We start from the raw sequence: 26303 nt of genomic DNA, 5'->3' as shown, positions 1-26303 counted from the left end.
TCCCCTGCTGTACCGGCGAGGCGTGCGCCCCGTCTCGGGGGCGCACGCCTCGCCGGGAGCTCCCACACGATTCACGGACAGCACATGCGTGGCCCGATGGCCGCGCGACGCCCTTCACGGAGGTTTCCGCATGAGTGAGACGACCCAGGACGACGGCCGCACGTTCGCGCCGCCGGAGAGCCTCGCCGCGCAGGCGAACGTCGGCCCGGAGGTGTACGAGGAGGCGGCCCGGGACCGGCTGGGGTTCTGGGAGTCCGCGGCCGAGCGGCTGACCTGGGACCGGCGCTGGGACACGGTGCTGGACTGGAGCAACCCGCCGTTCGCGAAGTGGTTCGTCGGCGGGAAGCTCAACGTCGCCTACAACTGCCTGGACCGGCACGTGGCGGCCGGGCACGGCGAGCAGGTGGCCTACCACTGGGAGGGTGAGCCCGGCGACACCCGCACGCTCACCTACGCCCAGCTCACCGACGAGGTCTGCCGGGCCGCGAACGCGCTGACCGAGCTCGGCGTGCGCGCCGGTGACCGGGTGGCGATCTACCTGCCGATGATCCCCGAGGCGATCATCTCGATGCTGGCCTGCGCCCGCATCGGCGCGGTGCACATGGTGGTCTTCGGTGGGTTCTCCGCCGACGCCCTGGCCAGCCGGCTCGACGACGCCGGCGCCGTCCTGGTCATCACCGCCGACGGCGGGTACCGCCGCGGCGCGCCCAGCGCGCTCAAGCCCGCCGTCGACGACGCGGTGGGCCGCAGCCCCGGCGTCCGCAACGTCGTCGTGGTGAAGCGGACCGAGCAGGACGTGGAGTGGACCGAGGGCCGCGACCTGTGGTGGCACGACGTCGTGGGCCGGCAGCCGGCCGAGCACGCGTGCGAGTTCTTCGACGCCGAGCACCCGCTCTACATCATGTACACCTCGGGCACCACGGCCAAGCCCAAGGGCATCCTGCACACCTCCGGCGGCTACCTCACCCAGGTCGCCTACACCCACTGGGCCACCTTCGACCTCAAGCCCGACACCGACGTGTACTGGACCGCCGCCGACGTCGGCTGGGTCACCGGCCACAGCTACATCGTCTACGGGCCGCTGGCCAACCGGGCCACCTCGGTCATGTACGAGGGCACCCCGGAGACCCCGCACCGCGGCCGCTGGTTCGAACTCATCCAGAAATACGGCGTCACCATCCTCTACACCGCCCCCACCGTGATCCGCACGTTCATGAAGTGGGGCGAGGACATCCCCGCCGGGTTCGACCTGACCTCGCTGCGGCTGCTCGGCTCGGTCGGCGAGCCGATCAACCCCGAGGCGTGGCTGTGGTACCACCAGCACGTCGGCGGCGGCCGCTGCCCGATCATGGACACCTGGTGGCAGACCGAGACCGGCGCCCACATGCTCACCCCGCTGCCCGGCGTCACCACCCTCACCCCCGGCTCCGCGCAGCACCCCTTCCCCGGCATCTCCGCCAAGGTCGTCGACGACGAGGGCAACGAGCTCACCGACGACTCCACCGGCCTGCTCGTGCTCACCGAGCCCTGGCCGGCCATGCTGCGCACCATCTGGGGCGACGACGACCGCTACGTCGACACCTACTGGTCCCGCTTCGGCACCGACGTCTACTTCGCCGGCGACGGCGCCAAGAAGGACGCCGCCGGCAACATCTGGCTGCTCGGCCGGGTCGACGACGTCATGAACGTCTCCGGCCACCGCATCTCCACCACCGAAGTCGAATCCAGCCTCGTCGGCCACCCCACCGTCGCCGAAGCCGCCGTCGTCGGCGCCAGCGACCCCACCACCGGCCAGGGCATCGTCGCCTTCGTCATCCTCCGCGGAACCGCCGAGGACTCCGGCGACGAACTGGTGCAGACCCTGCGCACCCACGTCGCCCGCGACATCGGCCCCATCGCCAAACCACGCCAGATCATGGTCGTCCAGGAACTCCCCAAGACCCGATCGGGCAAGATCATGCGCCGGCTGCTCCGCGACATCGCCGAGAACCGCGAACTCGGCGACGTCACCACCCTCACCGACTCCTCGGTCATGAACATGATCAAGGACAAACTGCCCGCCACACCCGCCGAATAGCCCACACCTGCCCCGCCCTCCCGCCTCCCGACCAGGGAGCCGGGAGGGCGCCGACGGCTCCCCGGACACCCGGGAGGGGCGCCTGCACGTGCAGCACGAGGACTGCGCGGTACGGCCGTGCAGCCGGGATAGCCGGAGGCGGGACCCGGGGGTCAGGCCGGCCGCGATCGTGGTGTGGCCGGCGGGTGCGGCCTGTCGAGGACACCACCAGCCCGGAGAGAGCCGCTGATCTGCTGGTCCTGGCACGGTAGGCGGGATGAAACCGGAGGGTTTGCGGGGGATCAGCCCTGGCCCACCACCGAACGACGAAGGCCTCCGACCAACGAACGTGCTGGTCAGAGGCCCATCTCTGCTCCCCCGACTGGACTTGAACCAGTAACCCTGCGATTAACAGTCGCATGCTCTGCCAATTGAGCTACGGGGGATCAGCGGCGTGACCCGCTGGCTCGACGAGAGTACCCCACGGCCCGCGGGCCGCCGCACACGCCTCGCGGACAGCGGGCGATGCGCCCCGAAGGTAGCGTGTCGGCGTTCACCGCGCGTTCATCCAGGAGGTTCCCCGTGGCCAAGCTGTCGTTCCTCGCCGGTTTCGGTGCTGGTTACGTGCTCGGTTCGCGGGCCGGCCGCGAGCGCTACGAGCAGATCCGCCGCGCCTGGGAGCACGCCAAGGACGACCCCCGCCTGCAGAGCATCGCCGGCATGGCCCAGGCCAAGGCCGACGACGCCGTCTCCACCCTCAAGGCGCACATGGGCGCCGAGCCCCCGCGCTGACCTCCGCGGCCCGGCTGCGCCGCACCGAGCGGCTGCCGGATCAGTCCGGCTGCTCGGCGGCGACTGCCTCCGCCAGCTTGCGCCGCGCGGTCTCACGGGCCGCGGGGTCGTCGCGGTCGGAGTCGTCGTCGAAGACGACGGTCCACTCCCGCGCCGCCTGACCGGGCACCCGGCGCGCGACCAGGATCACCCCTCCCCTCCCGGGCAACGGCGACCGGCGACTGGTGACCACGGTCTGGTCCACCCGCCGGCGCACGACCGCAGGAAGGTCGCCGGCGTCGGCCAGCACGTGCCGCACCGCCGGCAGGCGCGCCTGCACGCCGGGCTCCACCTCGGTGAGCGGCGTGACCGTGAACGTGCCACCGCCGTCGGCGGTCGCCGCCCAGCGGGCGCTGCCCACCTCGTGCCACGGCAGGACGCTGCCTGCGCCGTCGGGGGCCACCTGTCGCAGCCCGCGCGAGGTCGCGACCAGCCAGCCGGCGTCCCGGGTGAGCGCGCCCCAGGCCAGCACCCGCTCGTCCGGATCGGCGGTCACCGCGGCCCGGACCGGCTCCGGCGGGCGGGCGAAGCGGCGCCGCAGGTCGGCCAGCAGGCTCATGCCAGGCCGCCCATCGCCCGCTTGCGCAGCGAGATCGCCAGCTGCTCGAGGTCCATCAGCGCCTTGAACGCCTTCATGTACTCGTCGCCCGCCTCGACGGGGTTCATCCGCTGCAGCTTGCCCTTCAGCGCCGCCACCTGGCGGACCGTCGCCATCTCCTGCAGCCGCGCCAGGATCGCGTTGGCGTAGCCGGGGTCGGACTCCCCGGTCACCGAGCGGAGCGGTTCGACCGCCAGCGCGGTCAGGAGTGCTCGCGCGCTGTCCCGCTCGATGTGTGCGCTCACGTGGTCCAGCCACGCCGGGCCGGTGACCGTGGCACCGGCTGCGCCACCGGCCGCGGCCACCGCGGCGGCGACGGCGGCGTAGTCGGGGTCGGTGTAGGCCGCCGGCGGGATGGCGTCGAACACCGGCCCGGCGTGCTCCGGTGCCTGGAGCGCCACCTTCACCGCCTCCCGTTCCACGGCCACGGCCGCGTCGTCCGGCGTCCGCTTCGGCGTGCGCGGCCGGCCACGGGACGGCGCCCCTCCCCCGTCGCCGCTGAGCCGGCGCATCCGCTCCAGCACCTCCGCCTCGTCGAGCTGGCCGATCATCCCGGCGAGCTCGCGGGCGTAGGCGGGGCGGAGCGCGTGGTCCTTGATCTGCGCGACCAGCGGGACGGTCTTCTCCAACGCGGCGACGCGGCCCTCGACGGTGTCGAGGTCGTAGCCGGCCAGCGTCGTCCGCAGCACGAAGGCGATCAGCGGGGTGCGACGGGCGACGAGGTCGCGGACGGCGGTGTCGCCGCGCTCCTGGCGCAGCTCGCACGGGTCGCGGCCGTCGGGCTCGACCGCGACGAACGTCTGCCCGACGAAGCGCTGGTCCTCGGCGAAGGTCTTCATCGCCGCCGCCTGGCCGGCGGCGTCGCCGTCGAAGGTGTAGACGACCTCGCCGCGGAACTCGTCCTGGTCCATGAGCAGGCGGCGCAGCACGCCGATGTGCTCGGCACCGAACGCGGTGCCGCAGGAGGCCACCGCCGTGGTGACGCCGGCCAGGTGGCAGGCCATCACGTCGGTGTACCCCTCGACGACGACGGCCTGGTGCCGCTTGGCGATGTCCCGCTTGGCGCGGTCGATGCCGTAGAGGACGTTGCTCTTCTTGTAGAGCGGGGTCTCCGGGGTGTTGAGGTACTTCGGCCCCGGGTCGTCGTCCATGAGCTTGCGGGCGCCGAACCCGATGACGTCGCCGGTGATGTCGCGGATCGGCCACACCAGCCGCCGGTGGAACCGGTCGATCAGCGTGCCCCGGGACGACTCCTTCGCCAGCCCCGCCGTGACCAGCTCCGCCTGGCTGAAGCCCTTGGCGCGCAGGTGGCGGGTCAGCCCGTCCCAGCCGCCCGGGGCGTACCCGCAGCCGAAGTCCAGCGCCGCCTGCCGGTCGAACGCGCGGTCGGCGAGGAACTGGCGGGCCGGCGCGGCCTCGGGGCTGCCGAGCTGCTCGGCGTAGAAGGCGGCCGCGGCGGTGTTGGCCGCGACCAGCCGCGCCCGCTGCCCCACCGAGGCGCGGTCCGGCCCCGCGGTGGGGCGCCCGCCGTCGTCCTCGTACTTCAGCTCGATGTTGGCCCGGCCGGCCAGCAGCTCGACCGCCTCCGAGAAGGAGAGGTGGTCGATCTGCTGGACGAAGGAGATGACGTCGCCGCCCACCCCGCACCCGAAGCAGTGGTAGAGCCCGCGGCTGGGCGTGACCTGGAACGACGGCGACTTCTCGTCGTGGAACGGGCACAGGCCCTTGAGGCTCCCGCCGCCCGCCCGCTTCAGCTGCAGGTGCTCACCGACGATCTCGTCGATCTTGCTCCGTTCGCGGACCACGGCGATGTCGGCCGCCCGGATCCGTCCCCGGCCGGCCATCAGGCCGCGCCCGCGGCTGCCGCGGTCCACCGGCGGACGACGTGCTCCCACCACAGCAGGAAGACCTGCTGCTCCAGCGGTAGGGAGCCGTCCATGGTGATGACGGCGCGGGGGGTCCAGCCCGGCGTGGTGCCGCTCTCGGCCACCGGACGCCCGTGCGCCAGGAAACGGTGCGTGCCCCGCCACCGGGAGGCGGGTCGTACCTCGACCGGCGTGCCGTCGAGGTCGATCGCCCAGGTTCCCTTCCAGGCGGACGTCTGCCGCGCGCACAGCCGGGCGACGGACTCCGGGTCACCCGACCGGCGCCCGGTGAGCTCGCGGGCACGCCGGGCGAACTCCCAGGTGCGACCGTCGACGACCACCGTCGCGGCCTCCGTCCACCGCGCGGCCCGGAGCGTGGCGACGACGGACCCCTCGCGCAGGACCGGGTGCACACCCGCGCCCGTGCCGAGCGAGCCTGCCTTGCCCAGTTCGAGCACCGTCGTCCCTCCCTCAGCCGATGCCGGGTGCGCCGGCGATGCTCTCGCCCGTGACGCGGTAGAGCAGGTAGGCAGCAGTCTCCCGCACGATGTAGCGGAACTGGGTGGCACGGGTCTGCACCGCCGGCCCCTGGCGCGTGGGCGAGCTCTCGGCCTCCATGCCGGCGTCCTCGGCCATCCGCTCGGCGCGCATCGCGTGCCAGGGGTCGGTGACCAGCACCGCCCGCTCCCAGCCGCGTTCGTCGAACGCCTCGCCGACCAGCCGCATGCTCTGCAGGGTGTCGACCCCCTCGGGCACCGCGAACAGCGCGTGACCCGGTACGCCGGTCGCGGCCAGGTAGTCCCGCCCGGCCTCGGCCTCGGTGAACTGGTCACCGACCGCCTTGCCGCCCACGGTGACGATCACCGGCGCCACCCCGTCCTCGTACAGCGTGCGGGCGTGCTCCAGCCTCGCCTCGAAGATCGACGACGGGACGCCGTTGTACTGCGCCGAGCCGAGCACGACGATCGCGTCCGACAGCGGTCGGGCGTCCTGCCGGGCGGTCCACCAGATGGCCAGCGCCGTGGAGACGACGAACAGCACGGCAGCCAGGGCGGCGGCTCCTGCCACGCGCCCCACCAGACTCCGCACACCCACCCGTCATGGGTACCACGCGGTGCTGACCGTCCGCGCCTCCCCGGACCGGTGTGCCGGCCCACCCCGTCAGCATCCAGTGCGGCGGGGAAGAAGGACCTCAGTCGATGCCGCAGATCCGCGGGCCGTCCTCGCGGACGACCTCCAGCTGCGCCGTCGCGCCGTCCTCCCACCGGACGGTGACCTCCTGGATGCGGGCGCCCTCGGTCGCGTCGTCCTCGACGCCGATCACCTCGGCCGCGCCCGGCCGCAGGTACTCCTCGTCCAGCCCGTCGACGTCGAGGCGGGCCCGCTCGTCCTCGCAGAGGAGCTGGTACGCGGTCTCGCTGTCTCCGGCGGCCAGCGCGGCAAGGAACACCCCGGTCACCTGGGTGGCCTGCTCCTCGGGCGATCCCTGGACCAGGTACAGCGCTGCCACCATGCCGACGGCGACCAGGGGAACCCCGACCAGGCCGCCGATCAGCCAGCCCTTCCGCGCGCGCGGCGTGCCGGTGTGCAGCGGCGCCGGGTCCTCGTCGTAGAGGAACGGTCCGCTCATGGCTCGACTCCGGTCTCGATCCGCTCCTCGCTCGCTGTCCCCCGCAAGCGGGAGGTGCCCGCAGCCGGCGGCGATGCTCCCTCGACCGTCGTTCTCGCGACCGTCATCCGCCGCTCGTCTCCAGTTCCGCCCCCGCCGGCGGGCGCGGGTCGTCGCGGTCGGCCAGCCAGCCCTCGGGCAGGGCCACCGGACGCGGGGTGCTGGTGCGCCCGCGCGGCGCGCCGAGGACCACCGTCGGGTACGGCTGGTCGGGGATCCGGTCGAGCAGCTCGGCCAGCTCGTCCAGGGCGCTCACCATCGCCAGCGCCCGCCGGACGTCGGAGCCGACCGAGAAGCCCTTGAGGTACCAGGCCACGTGCTTGCGGAAGTCGGTGCAGCCGTGCAGCTCCCCCTGGTCCCCGGACAGCAGCGTGGCGTGCCGGTGCATGATCCCCGCGACCTCGCGCAGCGTCGGCAGCGCACGGCGGCTCTCCCCGGCGAAGGCAGCGGCGAGGTCGCCGAACAGCCACGGCCGCCCCAGGCAGCCGCGCCCGATGACGACGCCGGCGCATCCCGTCTCGGCCACCATGCGCAGCGCGTCATCGGCCTCCCAGACGTCGCCGTTGCCCAGGACCGGGATGTCGACCGCCTCGACCAGGCGGGCGATCGGCGACCAGTCGGCGGTGCCGCTGTAGAGCTGGTCGGCGGTGCGCCCGTGCAGGGTGATCGCCGCGGCGCCCTCGTCCTGGGCGATCCGGCCGGCGTCGAGGTAGGTGACGTGGTCGGCATCGATGCCGATGCGGGTCTTGATGGTGACCGGCACGTCCCGGGCGGCGCGGACGGCCTCGCGCACGATGTCGCGCAGCAGGACCCGGCGCCACGGCAGCGCGGAGCCGCCGCCCTTGCGGGTCACCTTGGGCACCGGGCAGCCGAAGTTCAGGTCGATGTGCGCCGGGCGGGTGCCGGCGACGCCCTCGTCGACCAGCATCTCCACGGCGCGGCCCACCGTGGCCGGGTCGACGCCGTAGAGCTGGACGGAGAACGCGTCCTTCTCGTCCGCGGTCGCGCGCACCATCTGCAGGGTCTTCGCGCTGCGCTCCACCAGCGCCCGCGTGGTGATCATCTCGCAGACGTAGAGACCGGCGCCGAACTCCCGGCACAGCGTGCGGAAGGCCGGGTTGGTGATGCCGGCCATCGGCGCGAGCACCACCGCGGGGTCGACGGCGAGCGCGCCCAGCTTCAGCGGCGGCAGGGCCGTCGTCGTCGGCTCGAGCGTGCTGGTCATGACACCCAGAGTAGGTGGCGGCCCCCGCCATCCTCACCGCCCGGCCGAGTGGGCAGTGCGGTCGGCAGGACCGGCGCGTCGCACCGTGCCGCCGACCGCGACCGCCCACTCGACGGCGGGGCTCTCCTAGAACGGGTAGACGCGCGGCTCCACCTGCATGCTGATCCAGCGCAGCTCGGTGAAGGCCTCGATGCCCGCGAGCCCGCCGAACCGCCCGTACCCGCTGTCCTTCACACCACCGAAGGGCATCTGCGCCTCGTCGTGCACGGTGGGCGCGTTGATGTGGCAGATGCCGGACTCGATCCGCCGGGCGACCTGGAACCCACGCGCGGCGTCGCGCGTGAAGACGGCCGCCGACAGCCCGTAGGCGCTGTCGTTGGCCGCGGCGACCGCGTCCTCCTCGCTCGCGACCCGGGTGATCGTGACGGCCGGGCCGAAGATCTCCTCGTGGAAGATCTCCATGTCCGGCGTGACGTGGTCGAGCACCACCCCGGGCATGATCGTGCCCTGCGGCTCGCCCTTGGTCAGCACCTTCGCCCCCTTGGCGACGGCGTCGTCCACCAGCCGCTGGATGTGCTCGACGGTGCTCGTGCCGATGACCGAGCCGAGGACGACGTCCCCCTCGCGCGGGTCGCCGATCGGCAGCGACTCCACCCTTGCGACCAACTTCTCGACGAACTCCTCGGCGATCGACTCGTGGACGATGATCTTGTCGGTCGACATGCAGACGTGGCCCTGGTTGACGAAGCCGCCGAACGTCGCCCCCTGGACGGCGGCGTCGATGTCGGCGTCGTCGAGGACGAGCAGCGGGTTCTTGCCCCCCAGCTCGAGGAGCGCGGGCACGAGGTGGCGCGCGCAGACCTCGCCGATGATGCGGCCGACCCGGGTCGAGCCGGTGAAGTTGAGCCGGCGGATCGCCGGGTGGGCCACCATCGCCTCGGTCACCTCGGCGGCGTCCTCCGGGGCCACGGTGATCACGTTGACGACGCCGTCGCCCAGGCCGGCCTCGACCAGGATCTCGCCCAGGAGCATGTGCGTGGCCGGGGAGAGCTCGGAGCACTTGAGGACGACGGTGTTCCCGGCGGCGAGCGGGAACGCCACGGCGCGGGTCGACAGGATCACCGGCGCGTTCCACGGCGCGATGCCGATCACGACGCCCGCCGGCTGGCGGATGCCCATGCTCAGGCTGCCGGGGATGTCCGAGGGGATGACCTGCCCGCCGACGTGGGTCGTCAGGCCCGCGGCCTCCCGGAGCATGCCCGCGGCGAGGTGGACGTTGAAGTGGCCCCACCCCGCGGTCGCACCGCACTCGGCGGCCATCCGCTCGACGAAGCGGTCGGTGTTCGCCTCCAGCAGGTCGGCGGCCTCGAGCAGCTTCATCCGGCGCTCGCCGGGCGTGGTGGCGGCCCACTTCTCGAACGCTGCCGCGGCGGCGTCGACGGCCTTGAGCGCATCGGCGACGCCGGCCGCCTGGCTGCGGGTCACCACGTCGCCGCTGACCGGGTTGGCGCGGTCGAACGTCCGCCCGCGGGTGGCCGGAACCTGCTCGGTGCCGATGAGGAGATTGGTCTCGAACATGGGAGCTCCTTCTACTGGGGGTCGGGTTCGCGGGGAGGTGAGATCCGGCCCGCGTGTGCGCTGAGGCCCGGTTCCAGAGCTCGGAACCGGGCCTCAGCGCACACACGGGGTCGGTCAGCAGCTGGGGAGCCGCGCCGCGAGGTAGGACTCGGCCTGGTCCAGGGCCACGCGCTCCTGGCTCATCGAGTCGCGCTCCCGGATGGTCACCGCCTGGTCCTCGAGGGTGTCGAAGTCGACGGTGAGGCAGAACGGGGTGCCGATCTCGTCCTGCCGGCGGTACCGGCGGCCGATGGCGCCGGCGTCGTCGAAGTCGACGTTCCAGTTCCGCCGCAGCGCCGCCGCGAGGTCGCGGGCCTTGGGCGAGAGGTCGGCGTTGCGCGACAGCGGCAGGACGGCGGCCTTCACCGGCGCCAGCCGCGGGTCGAGCCGGAGCACGGTGCGGACGTCGACCCCGCCCTTGGCGTTGGGCGCCTCGTCCTCGGTGTAGCCCTCGATGAGGAAGGCCATCAGCGAGCGGGTCAGGCCGGCCGCGGGCTCGATGACGTACGGCGTCCAGCGGGTGTTGGTGGCCTGGTCGAAGTAGGACAGGTCCGTGCCCGAGTGCTCCGAGTGCGTGGAGAGGTCGAAGTCGGTGCGGTTGGCGATGCCCTCCAGCTCACCCCATTCCGAGCCCTGGAAGCCGAAGCGGTACTCGATGTCGACGGTGCGCTTCGAGTAGTGCGACAGCTTCTCCTTCGCGTGCTCGTAGTGCCGCAGGTTCTCCGGGGCGATGCCGAGGTCGGTGTACCAGCGGGTGCGCTCGTCGATCCAGTACTGGTGCCATTCCTCGTCGCTGCCCGGCTCGACGAAGAACTCCATCTCCATCTGCTCGAACTCGCGGGTGCGGAAGATGAAGTTGCCGGGGGTGATCTCGTTGCGGAACGACTTGCCGATCTGGCCGATGCCGAACGGCGGCTTCTTCCGGGCCGCACCCATCACGTTGGCGAAGTTCACGAAGATGCCCTGCGCGGTCTCCGGGCGCAGGTAGTGCAGCCCCGACTCGTCCTCGACCGGGCCGAGGTAGGTCTTGAGCATCATGTTGAAGTCACGCGGCTCGGTCCACGCGCCCTTGGTGCCGCAGTTCGGGCAGGCGATGTCGGCCAGGCCGTTCTCCGGCGCCCGGCCCTTGCGCGCCTCGAACTCCTCCTCGAGGTGGTCGGCCCGGAAGCGCTTGTGGCAGCTCTGGCACTCGGTCAGCGGGTCGGTGAAGACGCCGACGTGACCGGAGGCCACCCACGTCTGGCGGGGCAGGATCACCGACGAGTCCAGGCCCACGATGTCGTCCCGGCTCTGCACGACGGTGCGCCACCACTGGCGCTTGATGTTCTCCTTGAGCTCGACGCCCAGCGGGCCGTAGTCCCAGGCGGAGCGGGTGCCGCCGTAGATCTCGCCGGACGGGAAGACGAAACCCCGTCGCTTGCAGAGGTTCACGACCTTGTCGAGGCGGGCGGGGTCGTGCTTGGCGGTGCTCACGCGGAGAGGCTCCATCCGGCTGGCGGTCGGCGGTTGACCTGCCCACGGTAGTTGCCCGGTGGCGCGGCGCCCTCAGTCGGTCGCCGTGGCCGACGGCTCCGACGCCGCAGGGCGGAACAGCAGTGCGAGCGAGGCCCGGATCTCGGCGTGCCGCACGAGGAAGGCCCGCTCGTCCAGCCGCTTGCGCCGCAGCCACCCGGTGACCTCGTCGTTGCACTTGCTGGCGTTGCAGGAACAGCAGGCCGGGACGACGTTGCCGAACGTGTACCGGCCACCCCGCGAGATGGGGAGCACGCAGTCCCGCTGCAGGGGCGTGCCGATGGACCCGCAGTACGCGCACCCAGCCCACGCGTGCTCGAGCGCGATCCACTGCGCGTCGGTGAGGTCGTGCTCGACGGCGTCCATCCGCCGCTTGCGCCGGCGGGCGTAGCGGGCGGTGCGGGTGCGGCTGACCACGGTGGCACCGTAGGGCCCGCGGGTCAGTCGGTGAGGTAGACACCCGGTTCGTCGACGGCGTGCACCCAGACCGGGGCACCGGCGATCTTCACCTCGGCCGCCGACAGCGCGCGGCGGTAGGCCCCGACGCCGTCCCAGCGGGTGACCAGCGCCCACAGCGCCGGGTCGTCGGCGGCCCGGCCGACCTCGCCGTCGCGGAACCCGGGCCTGCCCGCGAGCGCGGCCAGCAACCGGGCCACCGCGTCGGCCAGCGCCGCCGCATCGCCCGTGGCCACCCGTAGCCGTGTCACCGCGAACACCGGACCTCCCGTCGTCGACCGAGCCGTGCGCAGACGCTCCCATGCCCGCCTGTCACCATGGGCGCATGGTCCGGACCACCCGACAGCGCGCCGCCGTCCGAGCCGTCTTCGCCGACCTCGACGGCTTCCACAGCGCGCAGGAGGTGCACGCACGGCTCCGCGACGCCGGCGATGCCGTGGGCCTGTCGACGGTGTACCGAGCCGTGCAGTCGCTGGCCGACGACGGGGAGCTGGACTCCATCCGCACCGACACCGGTGAGGCCCTGTACCGGCGGTGCAGCCGGCAGCACCACCACCACCTGGTCTGCCGGGGCTGCGGGCTGACCGTGGAGGTGGCCGGTCCGGCCGTCGAGCGCTGGGCCGACCGGATCGCCGGTCAGCACGGCTTCGTCGACGTCAGCCACACGCTGGAGGTCTTCGGGACCTGCAGCGCGTGCCAGGCCGGCACCGCGGGCAGCCAGGAGCCGGCGTCGGAGCGCACGCCCGCTTGATCGACCTGACCGGTCAGTACACCTAGCTCAGCAGGAACACGAGCAGGAGCACGAGCCCCGACAGGAGGATCGCGGCCGCGCCGAGGAGCCACGGCAGGAGGGTGCGGCGGCGGGGCCCGTCGGGTGGCTCGTCGTCGGGGTCCGGCTCACCGAATGCCTCGGGCGGCGGGCCGTAGCCGGCGGCGAAGGCGGCACCGTACGCCCCTGACGCGTCCTCGCCACCGGGCTGCGGGGAGGGAGTGGTCGGCCGATCCGACCCCGGCGGCGGGAACTCGGGGTCGGGCGGGGCCGGACGACCGTCGGCACCGGGGGGCTGGCTCATGGCTGCGGCTCCCTCCCCGTGGTGCACCCGCGGAACCACGTCGGCCGCGTTCACCGAGTGTGACCGAAGCGCGGCCCGTTCCCCTGCGGCAGCGCGGCCGGCCTGCCCGCATCCGCGCCCGCCGTCACCGTCCGCATGCGGCTGACGGCGCACCGCCGCCGCGGCGAGACCTCCCGCCGTCCTCAGGCGGTGCCGAAGCGGCGCTGCCGCGCCGCGAACTCCTCGCACGCCGCCCACAGGTGCCGGCGGTCGAAGTCGGGCCAGAGGGTGTCGAGGAAGACGAACTCCGCGTAGGCGGACTGCCAGAGCAGGAAGTTGCTGGTCCGGTTCTCCCCGGAGCTGCGCACGAACAGGTCGACGTCGGGCATGTCCGGCTCGTCGAGGAACCGGGCGACGGTGTCCTCGTCGACCTTGTCCGGGTTCAGCCGCCCGGCCGCCACCTCGCGGGCGATGGCGGCCGCGGCGTCGGCGATCTCGGCGCGTCCGCCGTAGTTGACGCACATGGTGAGGGTGAGGACGTCGTTGTCGCGGGTGAGCTCCTCGGCGACCTCCAGCTCCTTGATCACCGAGCGCCATAGCCGGGGACGGCGACCCGCCCAGCGGACGCGCACCCCGAGCTCGTGCATCTCGTCACGGCGACGGCGGATCACGTCACGGTTGAAGCCCATGAGGAAGCGCACCTCCTCGGGGCTGCGCCGCCAGTTCTCCGTGGAGAAGGCGTAGGCGCTGATCGCCTTCACGCCGAGCTCGATGGCGCCCTCGACGCAGTCGAACAGCGAGGACTCCCCCGCCTCGTGACCGGCGGTGCGCGGCAGCCCGCGCTGCTTCGCCCAGCGGCCGTTGCCGTCCATGACGATCGCCACGTGCCGGGGCACCTTGTCCGCCGGTAGCTGCGGGGGTCGCGCGCCCGACGGGTGCGGACTGGGGGCCTTGACCTCACGCCTCACTGAGCAGGCTCATCTCCCGGCGGGGTGCCGACGGTTCGGATCGATCGACCAGCGGCAGCGAGCGCAGCGCGCGCTCCAGGTGCCACTGCAGGAGCGCGGCGACGAGGCCGCTGCCCTCGCGCCGGTTGATCCCGAGGCTGGCCTCGGCGTGGTCCCAGTCGCCGGTCAGCAGCGCGTCGAGCAGCTCGATGGTCACGGGGCTGGGCATCGCCGAGCCGGTCGGCCGGCAGGCCGGGCAGACGGTGCCGCCGGCGGGGACGGAGAAGTGCCGGTGCGGACCGGCCTCGCCGCAGCGGGCGCACTCCGACAGCGCGGGCTCCCAGCCGGCCACCGACATGGCCCGCAGGAGGAACGCGTCGAGCACGAGCGGCGCCGGGTGGGTCCTCTCCCCCAGCGCCCGCAGTGCGCCGACGACCAGGAGGAACAGCCGCAGCGACGGCTCCTTCTCCTCGGCGGTGAGCCGGTCGGCGGTCTCCAGGACGGCGGTGCCCGCGGTGTACGCCGGGTAGTCGGCGACGATCTCCTGGCCGTAGGACCGGATGGACTCGGCCTGGCTGACGATGTCGAGGTTGCGCCCGGTGTAGAGCTGCAGGTCGACGTGGGTGAACGGCTCGAGCCGGGCGCCGAACTTGCTCTTGGTGCGGCGCACGCCCTTGGCCACCGCCCGGACCTTGCCGTGGCGGCGGGTGAGCACGGTGACGATCCGGTCGGCCTCACCCAACTTCTGGGTGCGCAGGACGATGCCCTCGTCCCGGTACAGCGCCTTCGGGGTGTGCGCGCTCATCAATAGCCCAGCCGGTTGAGCTTCTTCGGGTCGTCCTGCCACTCGCCGAGCACGGTGACGTGCAGCTCCAGGTGCACCCGCGCGCCCAGCAGCGTCTCCATGCCCGCACGGGCCTCGGTGCCGATCGCCTTGATGATGTTCCCGCCCTTGCCCAGCAGCATGGGCTTCTGGCTCGGCCGCTCGCAGTGCAGCAGCGCGTGCACTTCGACCAGCTCGCCGCCGGCGCGCTTGGGATCGGGGCGCCGGTTCATCTCCTCCACCGTGACGGCCAGCGAGTGCGGCACCTCCTGGCGCACCTTCTCCAGCGCCGCCTCGCGGACCAGCTCCGCGATCTGCAGTTCGACGTCCTCGTCGGTGGTCTGCGCCTCCGGGTACAGCGGCGGCCCCTCGGGCAGCAGCCTGATCAGCAGGTCCTCGAGCAGCTCGACCTGGTCGCCCCCGACCGCGCTCACCGGCACCACCTCGGCCGCCTCGACCAGTCCGCTGGCGGCCATCAGCTGCTCGGCGACCTGCTTCTTCGACGCGGCGTCGGTCTTGGTGACCACGACGACGACCGGCGCCTTCACCTCGGCGAGCTGGCGGGCGATGAACTTGTCCCCGGTGCCCACGGGCTGGTCGGCCGGGACGCAGAAGACGATCACGTCGACGTCGGACAGCGTGTCGCGCACGACGTCGTTGAGCCGCTTGCCCAGCAGGCTCTTGGGCTTGTGCAGGCCCGGGGTGTCGACCAGCACGATCTGCCCGCCGGGCCGGTGGACGACGCCGCGGATGGCGTGCCGCGTGGTCTGCGGGCGGTTGCTGACGATGCCGACCTTCTCGCCGACCATCGCGTTGGTCAGCGTGGTCTTCCCGGCGTTGGGGCGGCCCACCAGGGCGACGAAGCCGCTGCGGTGCGGCGACTGCTCGGGGCTGCTCACGGACCCAGTCTCCCACCGGCGGCCGACATCCCCGCGCTCCGGAGTCCGACGCGCAGACCAGGTGAGCAGCCGGGTCGGGACGGCGGTCAGGACCAGGGGCGGCCGATCCGGTCGCGGCGGGCGACGGAGAGCCGGTCGAGCACCCGGACGCCGGCCACGACGTCCGCGGCGATGCGCCCCCCGGTCCCGGACCACGGGCCGACGGGTGCACGGGCGGGCCCGGCGGCGGGCCGGCCGAGGGACCGCAGGACGAGCAGGAGCAGGAGGAGGAACAGGATCGTCGTCACGCCCTCGACCATCGGCTTCTCACGCCGGGCCGGGAAGTGGCAGGCACGACGTCGTGCGCAAGGAACCTGCCAGCCGGCAGGGGTTGGGATGATCGGCGCCGTGGCAGGACGAGAGCGGAAGCGGTCGCGGGTGCCGCGGGTGGCGGCCGAGCGCGAGCGGCGGCTGCACGTCGAGCAGGTGCGGAGCCACCGGTTCATCGCGGGCTGGGGCCCCAAGCGCTCGGCGACCGTCGTCCCCGCCCGGCTGCGCTACTGGCAGTACCGCCCCGGGGGCCTGGCCGCGCTGGCCCTGGCGGTTCTCGTCGTCGCGGCCTGGCTGGCGCTCTTCGCCTGGCGCGGCGGCTGGCCCGCCGCCCGGGACGAGCTCCCGCTGGCGCTGGTCGCGGGCCTCGCCGTGTACGCGGTGAACACCCGGCGGGTGACGATCTCCGACCACGGCCTCTCGTTCGACGTCGCCGGCACCCGCACCGACCCGTCGGCCGTGATCCCGTCGGTGCTGGTGCGGGACGTGCGCACCGGCCGTCCGCCGGCCGACTGGCCGCGCCCGGAGAAGCGCGGCGGCTGGTGGCCGGGGCGCACCCGCGTCGCGATCCGGTACCTGACCGACGACGGCGAGCGGGCCGTCACCCTGTGGGCGCGCGACCCGGCCGCGCTCGCGGACGCCCTCGGCGTCCCGCTCACCCGTTAGGCGGTGGCGCGGACGACGCCGTCGGGGCCGGCGAGGTGCACGGGCGCGCCCGGGGTGAGGTCGCGGACGGCGGCGAGCCCCTCCTGCTCCACGGCGTCGGCGGCGGAGACGACCACGGCGGCCTCCAGCCCCTCGACCCCGCTGGAGACGGCGGCGGCGACGGCGGCCTGCAGCGCCGACAGCCGCAGCGAGGGCAGCGCCACGCTGGCCGCCACGTAGGTGCGGCCGTCGGTGTCGCGGACCGCGGCCCCCTCGGCGGCGCCGGTCCGGCCGCGCGCCGAACGGGCCAGGGTGACGAGCTTCGCGTCCTCGGGGTGCAGGTCGGCCACGGCCGTCAGCCTTCCACGACGGCCGGCATCTCCGCGCGGGTGGCCCCCGACTGCTGCTCGTCGCCGGCGTCCTCGCCGTCCGCCGACGGATCGGGCAGCCGGCAGACCAGCAGGGTGTCGATCCGGTTGCGGCGCCCGCCGGTGCTCTCGGCGACCAGCCGCAGACCGCCGAACTCGGCCGAGGCCCCCTCGATCGGCACCCGGCCCAGCTCACGGGCGAGCAGCCCGCCCACGGTCTCCACGTCGTCGGTCTCCTGCAGTTCGACGCCGAACAGCGGCGCCAGGTCCTGCACCGGGAGCCGGGCGGTGATCCGCATCGAGCCGTCGTCGAGCTGCTCGACCTCCGGCCGCTGGAAGGCGTCGTGCTCGTCGGCGATCTCGCCGACGATCTCCTCCAGGATGTCCTCGATGGTGACCAGCCCGGCGAAGCCGCCGTACTCGTCGACCACGATCGCGATGTGGATGCGCTGCGCCTGCATGTCCCGGAGCAGCTCGTCGACCGGCTTGGACTCCGGCACGAACGTCGGGGTGCGCATCAGCTCCTCGACCCGCGGACCGCGCTGGTCGCCGCTGTGCTGCGACCGGCGGACGAGGTCCTTGAGGTAGACCACCCCGACGACGTCGTCGACGTTCTCGCCGATGACCGGGATCCGGCTGAAACCGCTGCGCAGGGCGAGGGCGAGCGCCTGACGCACGGTCTTGGTGCGCTCTATCCAGACGACGTCGGTGCGCGGCACCATGACCTCGCGGGCGATCGTGTCACCGAGCTCGAAGACGGAGTGGATCATGTTCCGCTCGCCGGATTCGACGACGCCGCGCTCCTCGGCCATGTCGACCAGCTCGCGCAGCTCCACCTCGGAGGAGAACGGGCCGTCGCGGAAGCCGCGCCCCGGCGTGATGGCGTTGCCCACCAGGATCAGCAGGGTGGCCACCGGGCCGAGGACGCGGCCGAGCAGCCGGACCAGGCCCGCGGTGGCCAGCGCCGTGCCGTAGGCGTGCTGCCGCCCGAGGGTGCGCGGGCCCACGCCGACCAGGACGTAGCTCACCACGGTCATGACACCCGCTGCGGCCAGGACCGCCTGGAGCGTGCTGTCCCACAGGTCGAAGAACAGCAGGGCCACGATGACCGCGGAGACCATCTCGCAGACGATCCGCAGCAGCAGGAGCAGCGAGACGTGCCGCGCCCGCTCGGCGACCACCTCCTCGAGCGCCGCTGCCCGCTTCACGCCGTCGCGGCGCAGCTCCTCCACCCGCGCCTTGGACACGCGCTGCAGCGCGGCCTCCATGGCGCCGAACAGGCCGGCGAGCGGAACCAGGCAGACGGCGATCACCAGCGAGACGATCGCGCCGGAGGTCATTGCTCGGCTCCGGACTCGTTCCGCTCCTCGCTCGCTGGCGCTCGCTGCGATGCTCGCTCGCCCGTCGCCTTCGCGGAGGTCATCGGGAACCGGTCTCCTGACCCGAGGTCGACCCGGTCGCCCGCCCGCGCGGCGGGGCCGTCACCGCGGCGCCGGTCACCGGCTCCCGCGGAGCCGCGCGCCAGGCGTCGATGAGCGTCGACTGGAGACCGAACATCTCCTTCTCCTCGTCGGGCTCCATGTGGTCGTAGCCGAGCAGGTGCAGCACCCCGTGGGTGGCCAGCAGCACCAGCTCGTCGTCCATCGAGTGGCCGGCGGCCCGGGCCTGCCGGACGGCGACCGCCGGGCACAGCACGATGTCACCGAGCAGCGCGGGGCCGGGCTCGGGGTCGTCGGGCCGGCCGGTGTCGAACTCGTCCATGGGGAAGGCGAGCACGTCGGTGGGGCCCTTCTCGCCCATCCAGCGCTCGTGCAGGCTGCTCATGTACTCGACGTCGACGCAGAGCACCGACAGCTCCGCCATCGGGTTGACCTTCATCTCCCCGAGGACGAACCGGCAGATGCCCGCCAGCTCGGCCTCGTCGACGGCGATCTCCGACTCGTTGGACACCTCGACGGGCACGCCGGTCAGCTCCCCTGCCGGCGCGGTCGCGAGGTCCGCGTCGGCGCGCCGGCGGCCGGACGGGTCGTGGCGGGCTGCCGGGTGGCGTCCCACCGCTCGTAGGCGTCGACGATGTCGCCGACCAGGCGGTGCCGGACCACGTCGGAGCTGGTCAGGTTGCTGAAGTGGACGTCCTCAATGCCGTCGAGGATCTCGCGCACGATCTTCAGGCCGCTCTGCGCGCCACCGGGCAGGTCGACCTGCGTGACGTCACCGGTGACCACGATCTTCGAGCCGAAGCCGAGCCGGGTGAGGAACATCTTCATCTGCTCGGCCGTGGTGTTCTGCGCCTCGTCGAGGATGACGAACGCGTCGTTGAGGGTCCTGCCCCGCATGTACGCCAGCGGGGCGACCTCGATCGTTCCCGACGCCATCAGGCGCGGAATGGATTCGGGGTCGACCATGTCGTGCAGTGCGTCGTACAGCGGCCGCAGGTAGGGGTCGATCTTCTCCGACAGGGTGCCGGGCAGGTAGCCCAGGCGCTCCCCCGCCTCGACCGCCGGCCGGGTCAGGATGATCCGGTTGACCTGCTTGGTGGTGAGCGCCTGCACCGCCTTCGCCATGGCCAGGTACGTCTTGCCGGTACCGGCCGGGCCGATGCCGAAGACGACCGTGTGCGAGTCGATGGCGTCGACGTAGCGCTTCTGGTTCAGCGTCTTGGGCCGGATGGTGCGGCCGCGGCGGCTGATGATGTCCAGGCTCAGCACGTCCGCCGGGCGCTCGGAGCCGCCCGCCCTGAGCATGGCGATGACGCGGCGGACCGAGTCGGGCCGCAGCTGCTGGCCGGTGCCGATCAGCGCGATGAGCTCGTCGAACACCCGGACCGTGAACGCGTTGGCGGCCGGCTGCCCGGTGACGGCGATCTCGTTGCCGCGCACGTGCACGTCGGCGTCGACCTCGGCCTCGACCAGGCGGAGCAGCTCGTCGGCCGAGCCCAGCAGGGCGACCATGGGGACGCTGTCGGGAACGGTGATGGTGGCCCGGACGGGTTCTCCCGGGCCGGTGAACGGAGTGGACGGACCGGCGAGTGCGCCATCCGCCGCGGCGGCCTGTGCCGAGGCCTCACGCGACGTGGGGGCACCGGGCACGGGGACGTTCGGGGAGGTGTCGGGCAAGAACCCTCGACCCTGCCTTCCTGCGACGGCGATGTGCGGGGATCGCACTGGGGACCGCCCGATGCTACCCGCGTCCGGCCCCCCGAATCCCCGGTCGCCCGCGTGAGGTCAGCGACCGGAGTACGTCGCCTTCCCCGGGCCCTCGCCGAGGAACGAGGCCACCGCCCCGCGCAGGTCGTCGGTGGCGAACAGCGGGCCCGAGATCTCCGGCACCAGGGCATCGGCCGCCCGTGCCCCGTCCCGGACGGCGACGGTGGCCAGCCGCTTGGTGGCGGCGTGCGCCACGGTCGGCCCCGCCGCGACCCGATGGACGTACTCGCGGGCCGCCTCGGCGAACCCGTCGTCGGGCAGCACCCGGTTGACGACGTTCCACCGCTCGAGGACGGCGGCCGGGTAGCGCTCGCCCGTGTAGATCAGCTCCTTGGCCCGCGCCGGCCCGGCCCGCTCGGCCAGCCGCTGCGGTCCGCCCATCGACGGGGTGAGGCCGACGACGATCTCGACCAGGCCGAAGGACGCCTTCTCCGCGGCCAGCAGGATGTCGCAGGACAGCGCCAGCTCGAAGGCGGCGGTCAGGCAGAGGCCGTGGGCGGCGAAGACGGTCGGCACCGGCAGGTCCTCGAAGGTGTTGGCCACCGTCAGCAGCCGGGCCCACAGCTCAGCGCCGCGCCGCGCCGGCTCCGGCCCCTCGGCGATGTCGCGGAAGTACGTGACGTCGACGCCGCCGGAGACCACCTTGCCGCGCGCTTCGACCAGCACCGCCCGCGCGCGGTCGGGCCGGGACGGGTCGGTCAGGGCGATCAGCTCGCCGGCCACCGTCTCCATCGCGTCGAACGCCGCCGCGTCGAAGAGGTTCAGCGGCGGGTTGTCCAGGACCACGACGGCGACGTCGCCGTCGCGCTCGATCCGGAGGGGCGCTGCGCTGTCGTTCGTCGGCATGGCCTCACCTTGTCAGCCCGCTCCGCCGCCCGCACGGACGCCCCGGCCGGCTCAGCCGGGCGGCCAGCCGAGGCCGCGCCCACCGAGCACGTGCAGGTGGACGTGGTCCACCGATTGGCCGGCCTGCGGCCCGGTGTTGGTGACGAGGCGGTAGCCCGGCTCGTTGCCGTCCCCGGTGACCAGGCGCTCAGCCACCGCCACGGCGTGGGCCGCGGCCACGACCTCGCCGAGCAGCCCCGGGTCCGCCGCCGCCAGCGCGCCGATGTTGCGGTGGTGCTCCGCCGGGATGACCAGCACGTGGGTCGGCGCCTGGGGGTTGATGTCGCGGAAGGCCAGCACGCGGTCGGTTCGGTGGACGACGTCGGCGGGGATCTCCCCGGCGACCATGCGGCAGAACAGGCAGTCGCTCACGGACCCGACCCTAGAGCGCCCCGGCGCTCCCGGCGCGGTCGCCGCCCCCGCCCTCGACGCCCAGGTAGGCCTGCACGATCCGCTCGTCGGCGAGCAGCTCGGCGGCCCGGCCGGAGTGCACGATCTCCCCGCTCTGCAGCACGTACCCGTGGTCGGCCGCGCGCAGGGCCCGCCGGGCGTTCTGCTCCACGAGCACCACCGTCGTCCCCGAGGCCCGGATCTCCTCGATGACGCGGAACACCTCGTCGACGATCTTGGGCGCCAAGCCCATCGACGGCTCGTCCATGAGCATCACCGTGGGCCGGGCCACGAGCGCCCGGGCGATGGCGAGCATCTGCTGCTCCCCACCCGACAGCGCCCCGGCCGGGAGCGCCCGCCGCTCGGCCAGCACCGGGAAGCGGTCGTACATCCCGTCGATCGCGCCCTGGGCGCCGCTGCCGGTGTGCCACGTCCCCATCCGGAGGTTCTCCTCGATGGTGAGCGTGGCGAGGATCTGCCGGCCCTCCGGCACCTGCACCAGCCCCTGCCCGACCAGCTTGTGCGACGGCGTCCGGGTGATGTCCTTCCCGGCGAAGGTGATCCGGCCACCGGAGGGGCGCACCAGGCCGGCGACGGCGTTGATGACCGAGGACTTGCCGGCGCCGTTGGCGCCCACCAGCGTCACGAGCGCGCCCGGCTCGACGGCGAAGCTCACGCCGCGGACGGCCTCGACGCGCCCGTAGCTGACGCGCAGGTCCTCCACGCGGAGGATGGGCTCGCTCATGTCGGGTTCCTCGGGGTCGTGTCCGGCGTCTCCAGGGTCCCCGCCGCGGAGGGCTGCGCGTTGAGGACGGCGTCCGGCGGCGTGCCGTCGGGGCTGCCCGCGGTCGGGTCGACGGCGGTGCCCGCGGCGAGGGAGCCGTCGGCGTCGTCGTCGGACCCGAGGTAGGCCTCGATGACGGCGGGGTCGGCGGCGATCTCCGCCGGCGTGCCGCTGGCGATGACCTCGCCGAAGTTGAGCACGACCACGCGGCTGCAGGTCTCCAGGACCATGCCGACGTTGTGCTCGATGAAGAGGATCGTCAGCCCGTCCCGGGCCAGCGAGGTGATGAGCTCCGACAGCTTCGCGGCCTCGACGTGGTTCATGCCGGCGGCCGGCTCGTCCAGGATCAGCAGCGACGGGTCCGACGCCAGTGCCCGGGCGATCTCCAGCCGCCGCTGGTCGCCGTAGGACAGGGACTCGGCGCGGTTGCCGGCCAGGTCGGCCAGCCCCACCCGGTCCAGGCACCGGGCGGCCTGCTCGAGGGCGGCCCGCTCGTCGCGCCGGGCCGAGGGCAGCCAGAGCAGGCGGCGCAGGAACGTCGGGCGGCTGACCAGGTGGGCGCCGACCAGCACGTTCTCCAGCGCCGACAGCCGGTTGAACAGCTTGGAGTGCTGGAAGGTGCGGCTGACGCCCGCGGCCGCGATCTTGTGCACGGGCGTCCGCCCGATCGTCGTCCCGAGGACGGTGGCGCTGCCCGAGCTGGGCGGCACCAGGCCGCTGATCATGTTGACCAGGGTGGTCTTGCCCGCGCCGTTGGGGCCGATCAGGCCGACGACCTCGCCGGCCCGGATCTCCAGGTCCACCCCGCGGACGGCGTGCACCCCGCCGTACTCCTTGCCGAGCCTGGAGAGGGTGATCACCGGGTCACCGGCCGTCGGGTGGCGACGGTCGGCGAGGCCGGCGGCCGCGTCGTCGTCGGTGCCCGAGGGCATGCGGGTGCGGCGCGGGATGAGGCTGGCCAGACCGCCGGGCAGGAAGAGGATGACGACGAGCAGCAGCAGGCTGGCGAGGAACGGCCGGATCCAGCCCGCCTCGACCCCGACCGCCCGCTGGATCTCGGGGACCATCGTCTGGAACCCGCTGCCCAGGATGGGTCCGAGGAACATCGTCGAGCCGCCGACGACCGCGGTGACGAGCCCTTCCACCGCCGCCACGAAGTCGAAGTCGTTCGGCGCGATCAGCCGCACGTAGTAGGCGAACAGCACGCCGTAGAGGCCGGCCACCGCGCCGGCGGTGATGAAGGCGGCGAGCCGGTGCCGGCCCACGTCGATGCCCATGGAGCGGGCCGCGAGCTCGTCCTCCCGGATGGCCTCCAGCGCCCGTCCGTACCGGGAGCGGCCCATCCGCCAGAACCAGTACGCCACCAGTGCCAGGGCGAACCAGGCCATGCCGACGGTCAGGATGCGGGGCACGCCGAGCCCCTGGGCGCCGCCGGTCCACGCCTGGTTGAGCAGGACGACCCGCACCGCTTCGGCGAAACCGAGGGTGGCGATGGCCAGGAAGACCCCGCGCAGGTGCATCGTCGGCAGGCCCAGCAGCACGGCGGCGAGCGCCCCGACCGCCATGCCGATCGCCACCGCGACCAGCAGCGCCGGGATCTCCCCGACGTCGGCCCGGTCGGGTGCCAGGTAGGCCCCGGAGAACGCCGCCAGGGAGGCGAAGCCGGCCTGGCCCAGGCTCAGCTGGCCGGCGATCAGCACCGCGTAGAACGAGTAGGCGAAGATCGCCCCGAGGGCGATGAAGGTGAGCGTCGTCGCGTACTGGTCCAGCATCAGACCTCCCTGACCTTCCGGGCGCCGAGCAGGCCCTGCGGGCGCAGCAGGAGGATGATGAACAGCAGGCCGAAGGCGATGACGTCCCGCCACGACGAGCCGATGTACTGGACGGCGAACACCTCGGCCAGGCCGAGCACCAGGCCGCCGATGAGCGCGCCGGGCAGCGAGCCCATGCCGCCGACGATGATCACGGCCAGGCCCTTGAGCTCGATCGCCGAGCCCATGCCGAGCTGGGCGGTGTTCACGTTGATGGCGAACAGGACGCCGGCGACGGCGCCCAGCGCCGAGGAGATCGCGAAGGTGACGGCGGTGATGCGGTCGACGTTCACCCCGAGCACGCGGGCCGCCGTGGGGTTCTCGGCCACGGCCCGCATGCCGCGGCCCAGCCGGGTCCTGGTGACCATGTAGGTCAGGCCCACCATGAGGGCGAGGGAGATCGCGAGGATCACCAGCTGCACCAGTGTCACCTGGGCGCCGGCGACCTCGTAGCGCGTGTCGGGGAACGAGCCGGGCGGGAAGCGGCGGGTGTCGGGGCCGTACCGCCACTGCAGGACGGCGATGAGCATCCCGGCCAGGGCGATCGAGGAGATCAGCCCCGCGAAGTGCGCGTCGGCCCGGCCCTTCAGCGGCCGGAACGCGACCCGCTCGATGACCAGCCCGAGCAGCGCACCGACGACGAAGACGATCGGCAGCGCCGCCCAGAGGGAGAGCCCGACCCGCTCGACCAGCTCGATCCCGACGAAGGCCGAGGCGGCGAAGACCGCCGGGTGGGCCAGGTTGAGCCGGTCCAGGATGCCGAAGACCAGCGTGAAGCCGATGGCGAACAACGCGTAGATCGAGCCGATGAAGATGCCGTTGAGGAGCTGCTGCACAGCGTCGCCTGTTCTCGTCGTGGGTGCGGGCACGGTAGCCGACGCCCGACCGGGGGCCCGGTCCGCGGACCGGGCCCCCGGAGGGCGTGCCACCCCTCCGGTCGGAGGGGCGTGCCGGATCACTGCAGGACGGTGAACGAACCGTCCTCGACGACCTGCACGACGGCCGGGTGCTCGGCGTCCCGGTTCTCGTCGATGGAGAACTCACCGAGCACGGTCGGGACGTCCTCCAGCTCGCCGAGGGCCTGCTGGATGCTCTCGTGGTCGGCGGCGCAGTTGGCGCGGACGGCCCGGTCGACCAGCTTCAGACCGGTGTAGGCCTGGGCGGCGAACTGGTCGGGCTGGGCGCCGTACTTCTCCTCGTAGGCGGCGAGGAACGCCTGGTTCTCCGGGTTGTCGGAGGAGGAGTTCCAGGCGGCGCCGACGACGACGCCCTCGGCGGCCTCGCCGGCGTCGGCCATCAGCTGCGGGTTGTTGAACCCGTTGCCGCCGATGATCGGCACCTCGATGCCCATCTCACGGGCCTGGGTCACGAGCGGGACCGCGGCCTCGATGAGCGCGGAGACGACCAGCGCGTCGGGGTCGCTCGCCTGCGCCTGGGTGAGCAGCGCCCGGAAGTCGGTGTCGGTCTTCGAGAAGGTGATCGTCTCGCTGATCTCGACCCCCTCCTCCTCCAGCGCGGCGGCGAAGGCCTCGTAGCCGGACTCGGTGAACGCGTCGTCGTTGCTGTACATGACGACGACGTTCTCGAGCCCGAACTCCTCGGTGGCGGCCGCGACGGTCTGCGGGATGACCGCCTGCTCGGTCAGCGAGTTGCGGAAGATGTAATCGCCGATGTCGGTGACCCCGGCGGCGGTGTTGGAGATGCCGAGCACCGGCACGCCCGCGTCCTGGGCGATCGGGTCGGCCTGCACGGCCGCGTTCGACAGCGTGGGCCCGATGATGAGGCTGACGTCCTCCTGGACGAACTGGTCGAACAGCGTGATGGCCTGCCGCGGGTCGGTCTGGTCGTCCTCGATGGTCAGGTCGTAGGTGACGCCGTCGGTCTCGGCCAGCTCCTCGGCCGCGAGCTCCAGGCCGCGCTGCTGCGACTCGCCGTAGCTGGCCGCGGCGCCGGTCAGGCTGAGCACGGCCCCGATGGGCACCTCGGCCTCGATGGTGCAGGACTCGCCGGTGCCCTCACCGGTCAGCTCGCCGGAGGCGGCGGTGCCGCCGCTCCCGCCGTCGCCGGAGGAGCAGGAGGCGAGGACGACGACCGCGGCGCTGGCCGCGGCGACGGTGTGGAGCTTGGTGCGCATGGTTCTCCCTCGTGGTGCAGCGACGACCGCGCCGGACCCCGGCGGGACGGCCGTCCGGCCGGTCGGGCGACGCCGGCCCGCCGCGCCTGGCATCCGGCCGGGATCGGCCGGCGGGTCGCATGCGGTTACGGGCGTCACCGTAGGCGCCGGTGTCCTCCACCGGCCGGCGAGCCGGGGAAGCGTAGCCAGAACGTGACCGACCACCGCGTTCCGCCGCGCGC

Annotated in this window: 29 protein-coding genes and 1 tRNA gene; 4 read left to right on the top strand and 26 right to left on the bottom strand. The window is 73.1% G+C overall.

What is annotated here, in order from left to right; translation table 11 throughout:
• Positions 1-130 precede the first annotated feature (130 nt).
• Entirely contained in the window at positions 131-2077 is a 1947-nt protein-coding gene (gene acs / locus ABDB74_RS06645) for an acetate--CoA ligase (protein WP_346622708.1), read from the top strand.
• A gap of 352 nt (positions 2078-2429) precedes the next feature.
• Here the strand turns inward: acs and ABDB74_RS06640 are convergent.
• Positions 2430-2502, bottom strand: a tRNA-Asn gene (locus ABDB74_RS06640).
• A 136-nt stretch (positions 2503-2638) separates the two neighbouring features.
• Between ABDB74_RS06640 and ABDB74_RS06635 the strand changes: the two genes are divergently transcribed.
• Complete coding sequence (locus ABDB74_RS06635) at positions 2639-2848, top strand: hypothetical protein (protein WP_346622707.1); 210 nt, start codon at positions 2639-2641, stop codon at positions 2846-2848.
• 40 nt (positions 2849-2888) lie between these two features.
• Here the strand turns inward: ABDB74_RS06635 and ABDB74_RS06630 are convergent, their stop codons facing one another.
• The 10 genes from ABDB74_RS06630 to ABDB74_RS06585 form a co-directional block, all read right to left on the bottom strand.
• Positions 2889-3446 carry a hypothetical protein gene (locus tag ABDB74_RS06630; protein ID WP_346622706.1) on the bottom strand — a complete coding sequence of 186 codons (558 nt, stop codon included), beginning with the start codon at positions 3444-3446 and terminating at the stop codon, positions 2889-2891.
• Positions 3443-5359, bottom strand: coding sequence for a DNA primase (gene dnaG, locus ABDB74_RS06625; protein WP_346622705.1), 1917 nt, complete (start codon positions 5357-5359; stop codon positions 3443-3445). The genes ABDB74_RS06630 and dnaG overlap by 4 nt, the downstream gene beginning before the upstream one ends.
• Positions 5329-5808 carry a hypothetical protein gene (locus ABDB74_RS06620; protein WP_346622704.1) on the bottom strand — a complete coding sequence of 160 codons (480 nt, stop codon included), beginning with the start codon at positions 5806-5808 and terminating at the stop codon, positions 5329-5331. The genes dnaG and ABDB74_RS06620 overlap by 31 nt, the downstream gene beginning before the upstream one ends.
• A gap of 13 nt (positions 5809-5821) precedes the next feature.
• Positions 5822-6418 (bottom strand): YdcF family protein, encoded by a 597-nt coding sequence (locus ABDB74_RS06615; protein WP_346622702.1) that lies wholly within the window; start codon positions 6416-6418, stop codon positions 5822-5824.
• Between the two features lie 124 nt (positions 6419-6542).
• The gene (locus ABDB74_RS06610) at positions 6543-6980 is read right to left on the bottom strand and encodes a hypothetical protein (protein ID WP_346622701.1); all 438 of its coding nucleotides are present in this window, start codon (positions 6978-6980) and stop codon (positions 6543-6545) included.
• A 103-nt stretch (positions 6981-7083) separates the two neighbouring features.
• A complete protein-coding gene (dusB, locus tag ABDB74_RS06605; protein WP_346622700.1) occupies positions 7084-8244 on the bottom strand; it encodes a tRNA dihydrouridine synthase DusB in 1161 nt (386 codons plus the stop codon).
• A gap of 126 nt (positions 8245-8370) precedes the next feature.
• A complete protein-coding gene (locus ABDB74_RS06600) occupies positions 8371-9822 on the bottom strand; it encodes an aldehyde dehydrogenase (RefSeq protein ID WP_346622698.1) in 1452 nt (483 codons plus the stop codon).
• A 114-nt stretch (positions 9823-9936) separates the two neighbouring features.
• Positions 9937-11334, bottom strand: a complete 1398-nt coding sequence (locus ABDB74_RS06595; protein WP_407062157.1) for a glycine--tRNA ligase — start codon at positions 11332-11334, stop codon at positions 9937-9939.
• A gap of 72 nt (positions 11335-11406) precedes the next feature.
• On the bottom strand, positions 11407-11790 hold the full coding sequence (locus tag ABDB74_RS06590; protein WP_346622696.1) for an HNH endonuclease: 384 nt from the start codon (positions 11788-11790) through the stop codon (positions 11407-11409).
• Positions 11791-11813: 23 nt separating this feature from the next.
• A complete protein-coding gene (locus tag ABDB74_RS06585; RefSeq protein ID WP_346622695.1) occupies positions 11814-12089 on the bottom strand; it encodes an antibiotic biosynthesis monooxygenase in 276 nt (91 codons plus the stop codon).
• Positions 12090-12154: 65 nt separating this feature from the next.
• On the opposite strand from ABDB74_RS06585, the gene ABDB74_RS06580 reads away from it, so the two are divergent.
• The gene (locus ABDB74_RS06580) at positions 12155-12580 is read left to right on the top strand and encodes a transcriptional repressor (protein ID WP_346622693.1); all 426 of its coding nucleotides are present in this window, start codon (positions 12155-12157) and stop codon (positions 12578-12580) included.
• Between the two features lie 22 nt (positions 12581-12602).
• Here ABDB74_RS06580 and ABDB74_RS06575 read toward each other — a convergent pair whose 3' ends face one another.
• From ABDB74_RS06575 to ABDB74_RS06555, 5 genes are all read right to left on the bottom strand, one after another.
• Entirely contained in the window at positions 12603-12902 is a 300-nt protein-coding gene (locus ABDB74_RS06575; protein WP_346622692.1) for a hypothetical protein, read from the bottom strand.
• Between the two features lie 182 nt (positions 12903-13084).
• A complete protein-coding gene (locus ABDB74_RS06570; RefSeq protein WP_346622690.1) occupies positions 13085-13849 on the bottom strand; it encodes an isoprenyl transferase in 765 nt (254 codons plus the stop codon).
• Complete coding sequence (gene recO, locus ABDB74_RS06565) at positions 13839-14633, bottom strand: DNA repair protein RecO (RefSeq protein ID WP_346622689.1); 795 nt, start codon at positions 14631-14633, stop codon at positions 13839-13841. Before recO ends, ABDB74_RS06570 begins: the two co-directional genes overlap by 11 nt.
• Entirely contained in the window at positions 14633-15550 is a 918-nt protein-coding gene (gene era, locus ABDB74_RS06560) for a GTPase Era (RefSeq protein WP_346622688.1), read from the bottom strand. The genes recO and era overlap by 1 nt, the downstream gene beginning before the upstream one ends.
• 86 nt (positions 15551-15636) lie before the next feature.
• A complete protein-coding gene (locus ABDB74_RS06555) occupies positions 15637-15837 on the bottom strand; it encodes a hypothetical protein (protein ID WP_346622686.1) in 201 nt (66 codons plus the stop codon).
• Between the two features lie 100 nt (positions 15838-15937).
• Here ABDB74_RS06555 and ABDB74_RS06550 point away from each other — a divergent pair, with 100 nt between their 5' ends.
• Positions 15938-16525: a hypothetical protein gene (locus ABDB74_RS06550; protein ID WP_346622684.1), complete on the top strand. Its 588-nt coding sequence runs from the start codon at positions 15938-15940 to the stop codon at positions 16523-16525.
• Here the strand turns inward: ABDB74_RS06550 and ABDB74_RS06545 are convergent.
• The 10 genes from ABDB74_RS06545 to ABDB74_RS06500 form a co-directional block, all read right to left on the bottom strand.
• On the bottom strand, positions 16522-16854 hold the full coding sequence (locus ABDB74_RS06545) for a cytidine deaminase (protein WP_346622682.1): 333 nt from the start codon (positions 16852-16854) through the stop codon (positions 16522-16524). The genes ABDB74_RS06550 and ABDB74_RS06545 overlap by 4 nt on opposite strands.
• A gap of 5 nt (positions 16855-16859) precedes the next feature.
• Positions 16860-18212 carry a hemolysin family protein gene (locus ABDB74_RS06540; RefSeq protein ID WP_346622681.1) on the bottom strand — a complete coding sequence of 451 codons (1353 nt, stop codon included), beginning with the start codon at positions 18210-18212 and terminating at the stop codon, positions 16860-16862.
• A 79-nt stretch (positions 18213-18291) separates the two neighbouring features.
• Positions 18292-18834: an rRNA maturation RNase YbeY gene (ybeY, locus tag ABDB74_RS06535; RefSeq protein WP_346622679.1), complete on the bottom strand. Its 543-nt coding sequence runs from the start codon at positions 18832-18834 to the stop codon at positions 18292-18294.
• Between the two features lie 5 nt (positions 18835-18839).
• Positions 18840-19823, bottom strand: a complete 984-nt coding sequence (locus tag ABDB74_RS06530; protein WP_346622677.1) for a PhoH family protein — start codon at positions 19821-19823, stop codon at positions 18840-18842.
• Between the two features lie 273 nt (positions 19824-20096).
• Positions 20097-20924, bottom strand: coding sequence for an enoyl-CoA hydratase/isomerase family protein (locus tag ABDB74_RS06525; RefSeq protein WP_346622675.1), 828 nt, complete (start codon positions 20922-20924; stop codon positions 20097-20099).
• A 51-nt stretch (positions 20925-20975) separates the two neighbouring features.
• The gene (locus tag ABDB74_RS06520; RefSeq protein WP_346622673.1) at positions 20976-21335 is read right to left on the bottom strand and encodes a histidine triad nucleotide-binding protein; all 360 of its coding nucleotides are present in this window, start codon (positions 21333-21335) and stop codon (positions 20976-20978) included.
• A gap of 10 nt (positions 21336-21345) precedes the next feature.
• On the bottom strand, positions 21346-22098 hold the full coding sequence (locus ABDB74_RS06515; protein ID WP_346622671.1) for an ABC transporter ATP-binding protein: 753 nt from the start codon (positions 22096-22098) through the stop codon (positions 21346-21348).
• Positions 22095-23909, bottom strand: a complete 1815-nt coding sequence (locus ABDB74_RS06510; RefSeq protein WP_346622669.1) for a branched-chain amino acid ABC transporter ATP-binding protein/permease — start codon at positions 23907-23909, stop codon at positions 22095-22097. Before ABDB74_RS06510 ends, ABDB74_RS06515 begins: the two co-directional genes overlap by 4 nt.
• Complete coding sequence (locus ABDB74_RS06505) at positions 23909-24784, bottom strand: branched-chain amino acid ABC transporter permease (protein ID WP_346622667.1); 876 nt, start codon at positions 24782-24784, stop codon at positions 23909-23911. Before ABDB74_RS06505 ends, ABDB74_RS06510 begins: the two co-directional genes overlap by 1 nt.
• Positions 24785-24903: 119 nt before the next feature.
• The gene (locus ABDB74_RS06500; RefSeq protein WP_346622665.1) at positions 24904-26082 is read right to left on the bottom strand and encodes an ABC transporter substrate-binding protein; all 1179 of its coding nucleotides are present in this window, start codon (positions 26080-26082) and stop codon (positions 24904-24906) included.
• Positions 26083-26303 lie beyond the last annotated feature (221 nt).

The sequence above is a fragment of the Blastococcus sp. HT6-4 genome, from assembly GCF_039679125.1.
Lineage (GTDB): Bacteria > Actinomycetota > Actinomycetes > Mycobacteriales > Geodermatophilaceae > Blastococcus > Blastococcus montanus.
Note: the sequence above shows the minus strand (reverse complement) of the source record. Positions and strands in the feature narration are given on the sequence as shown.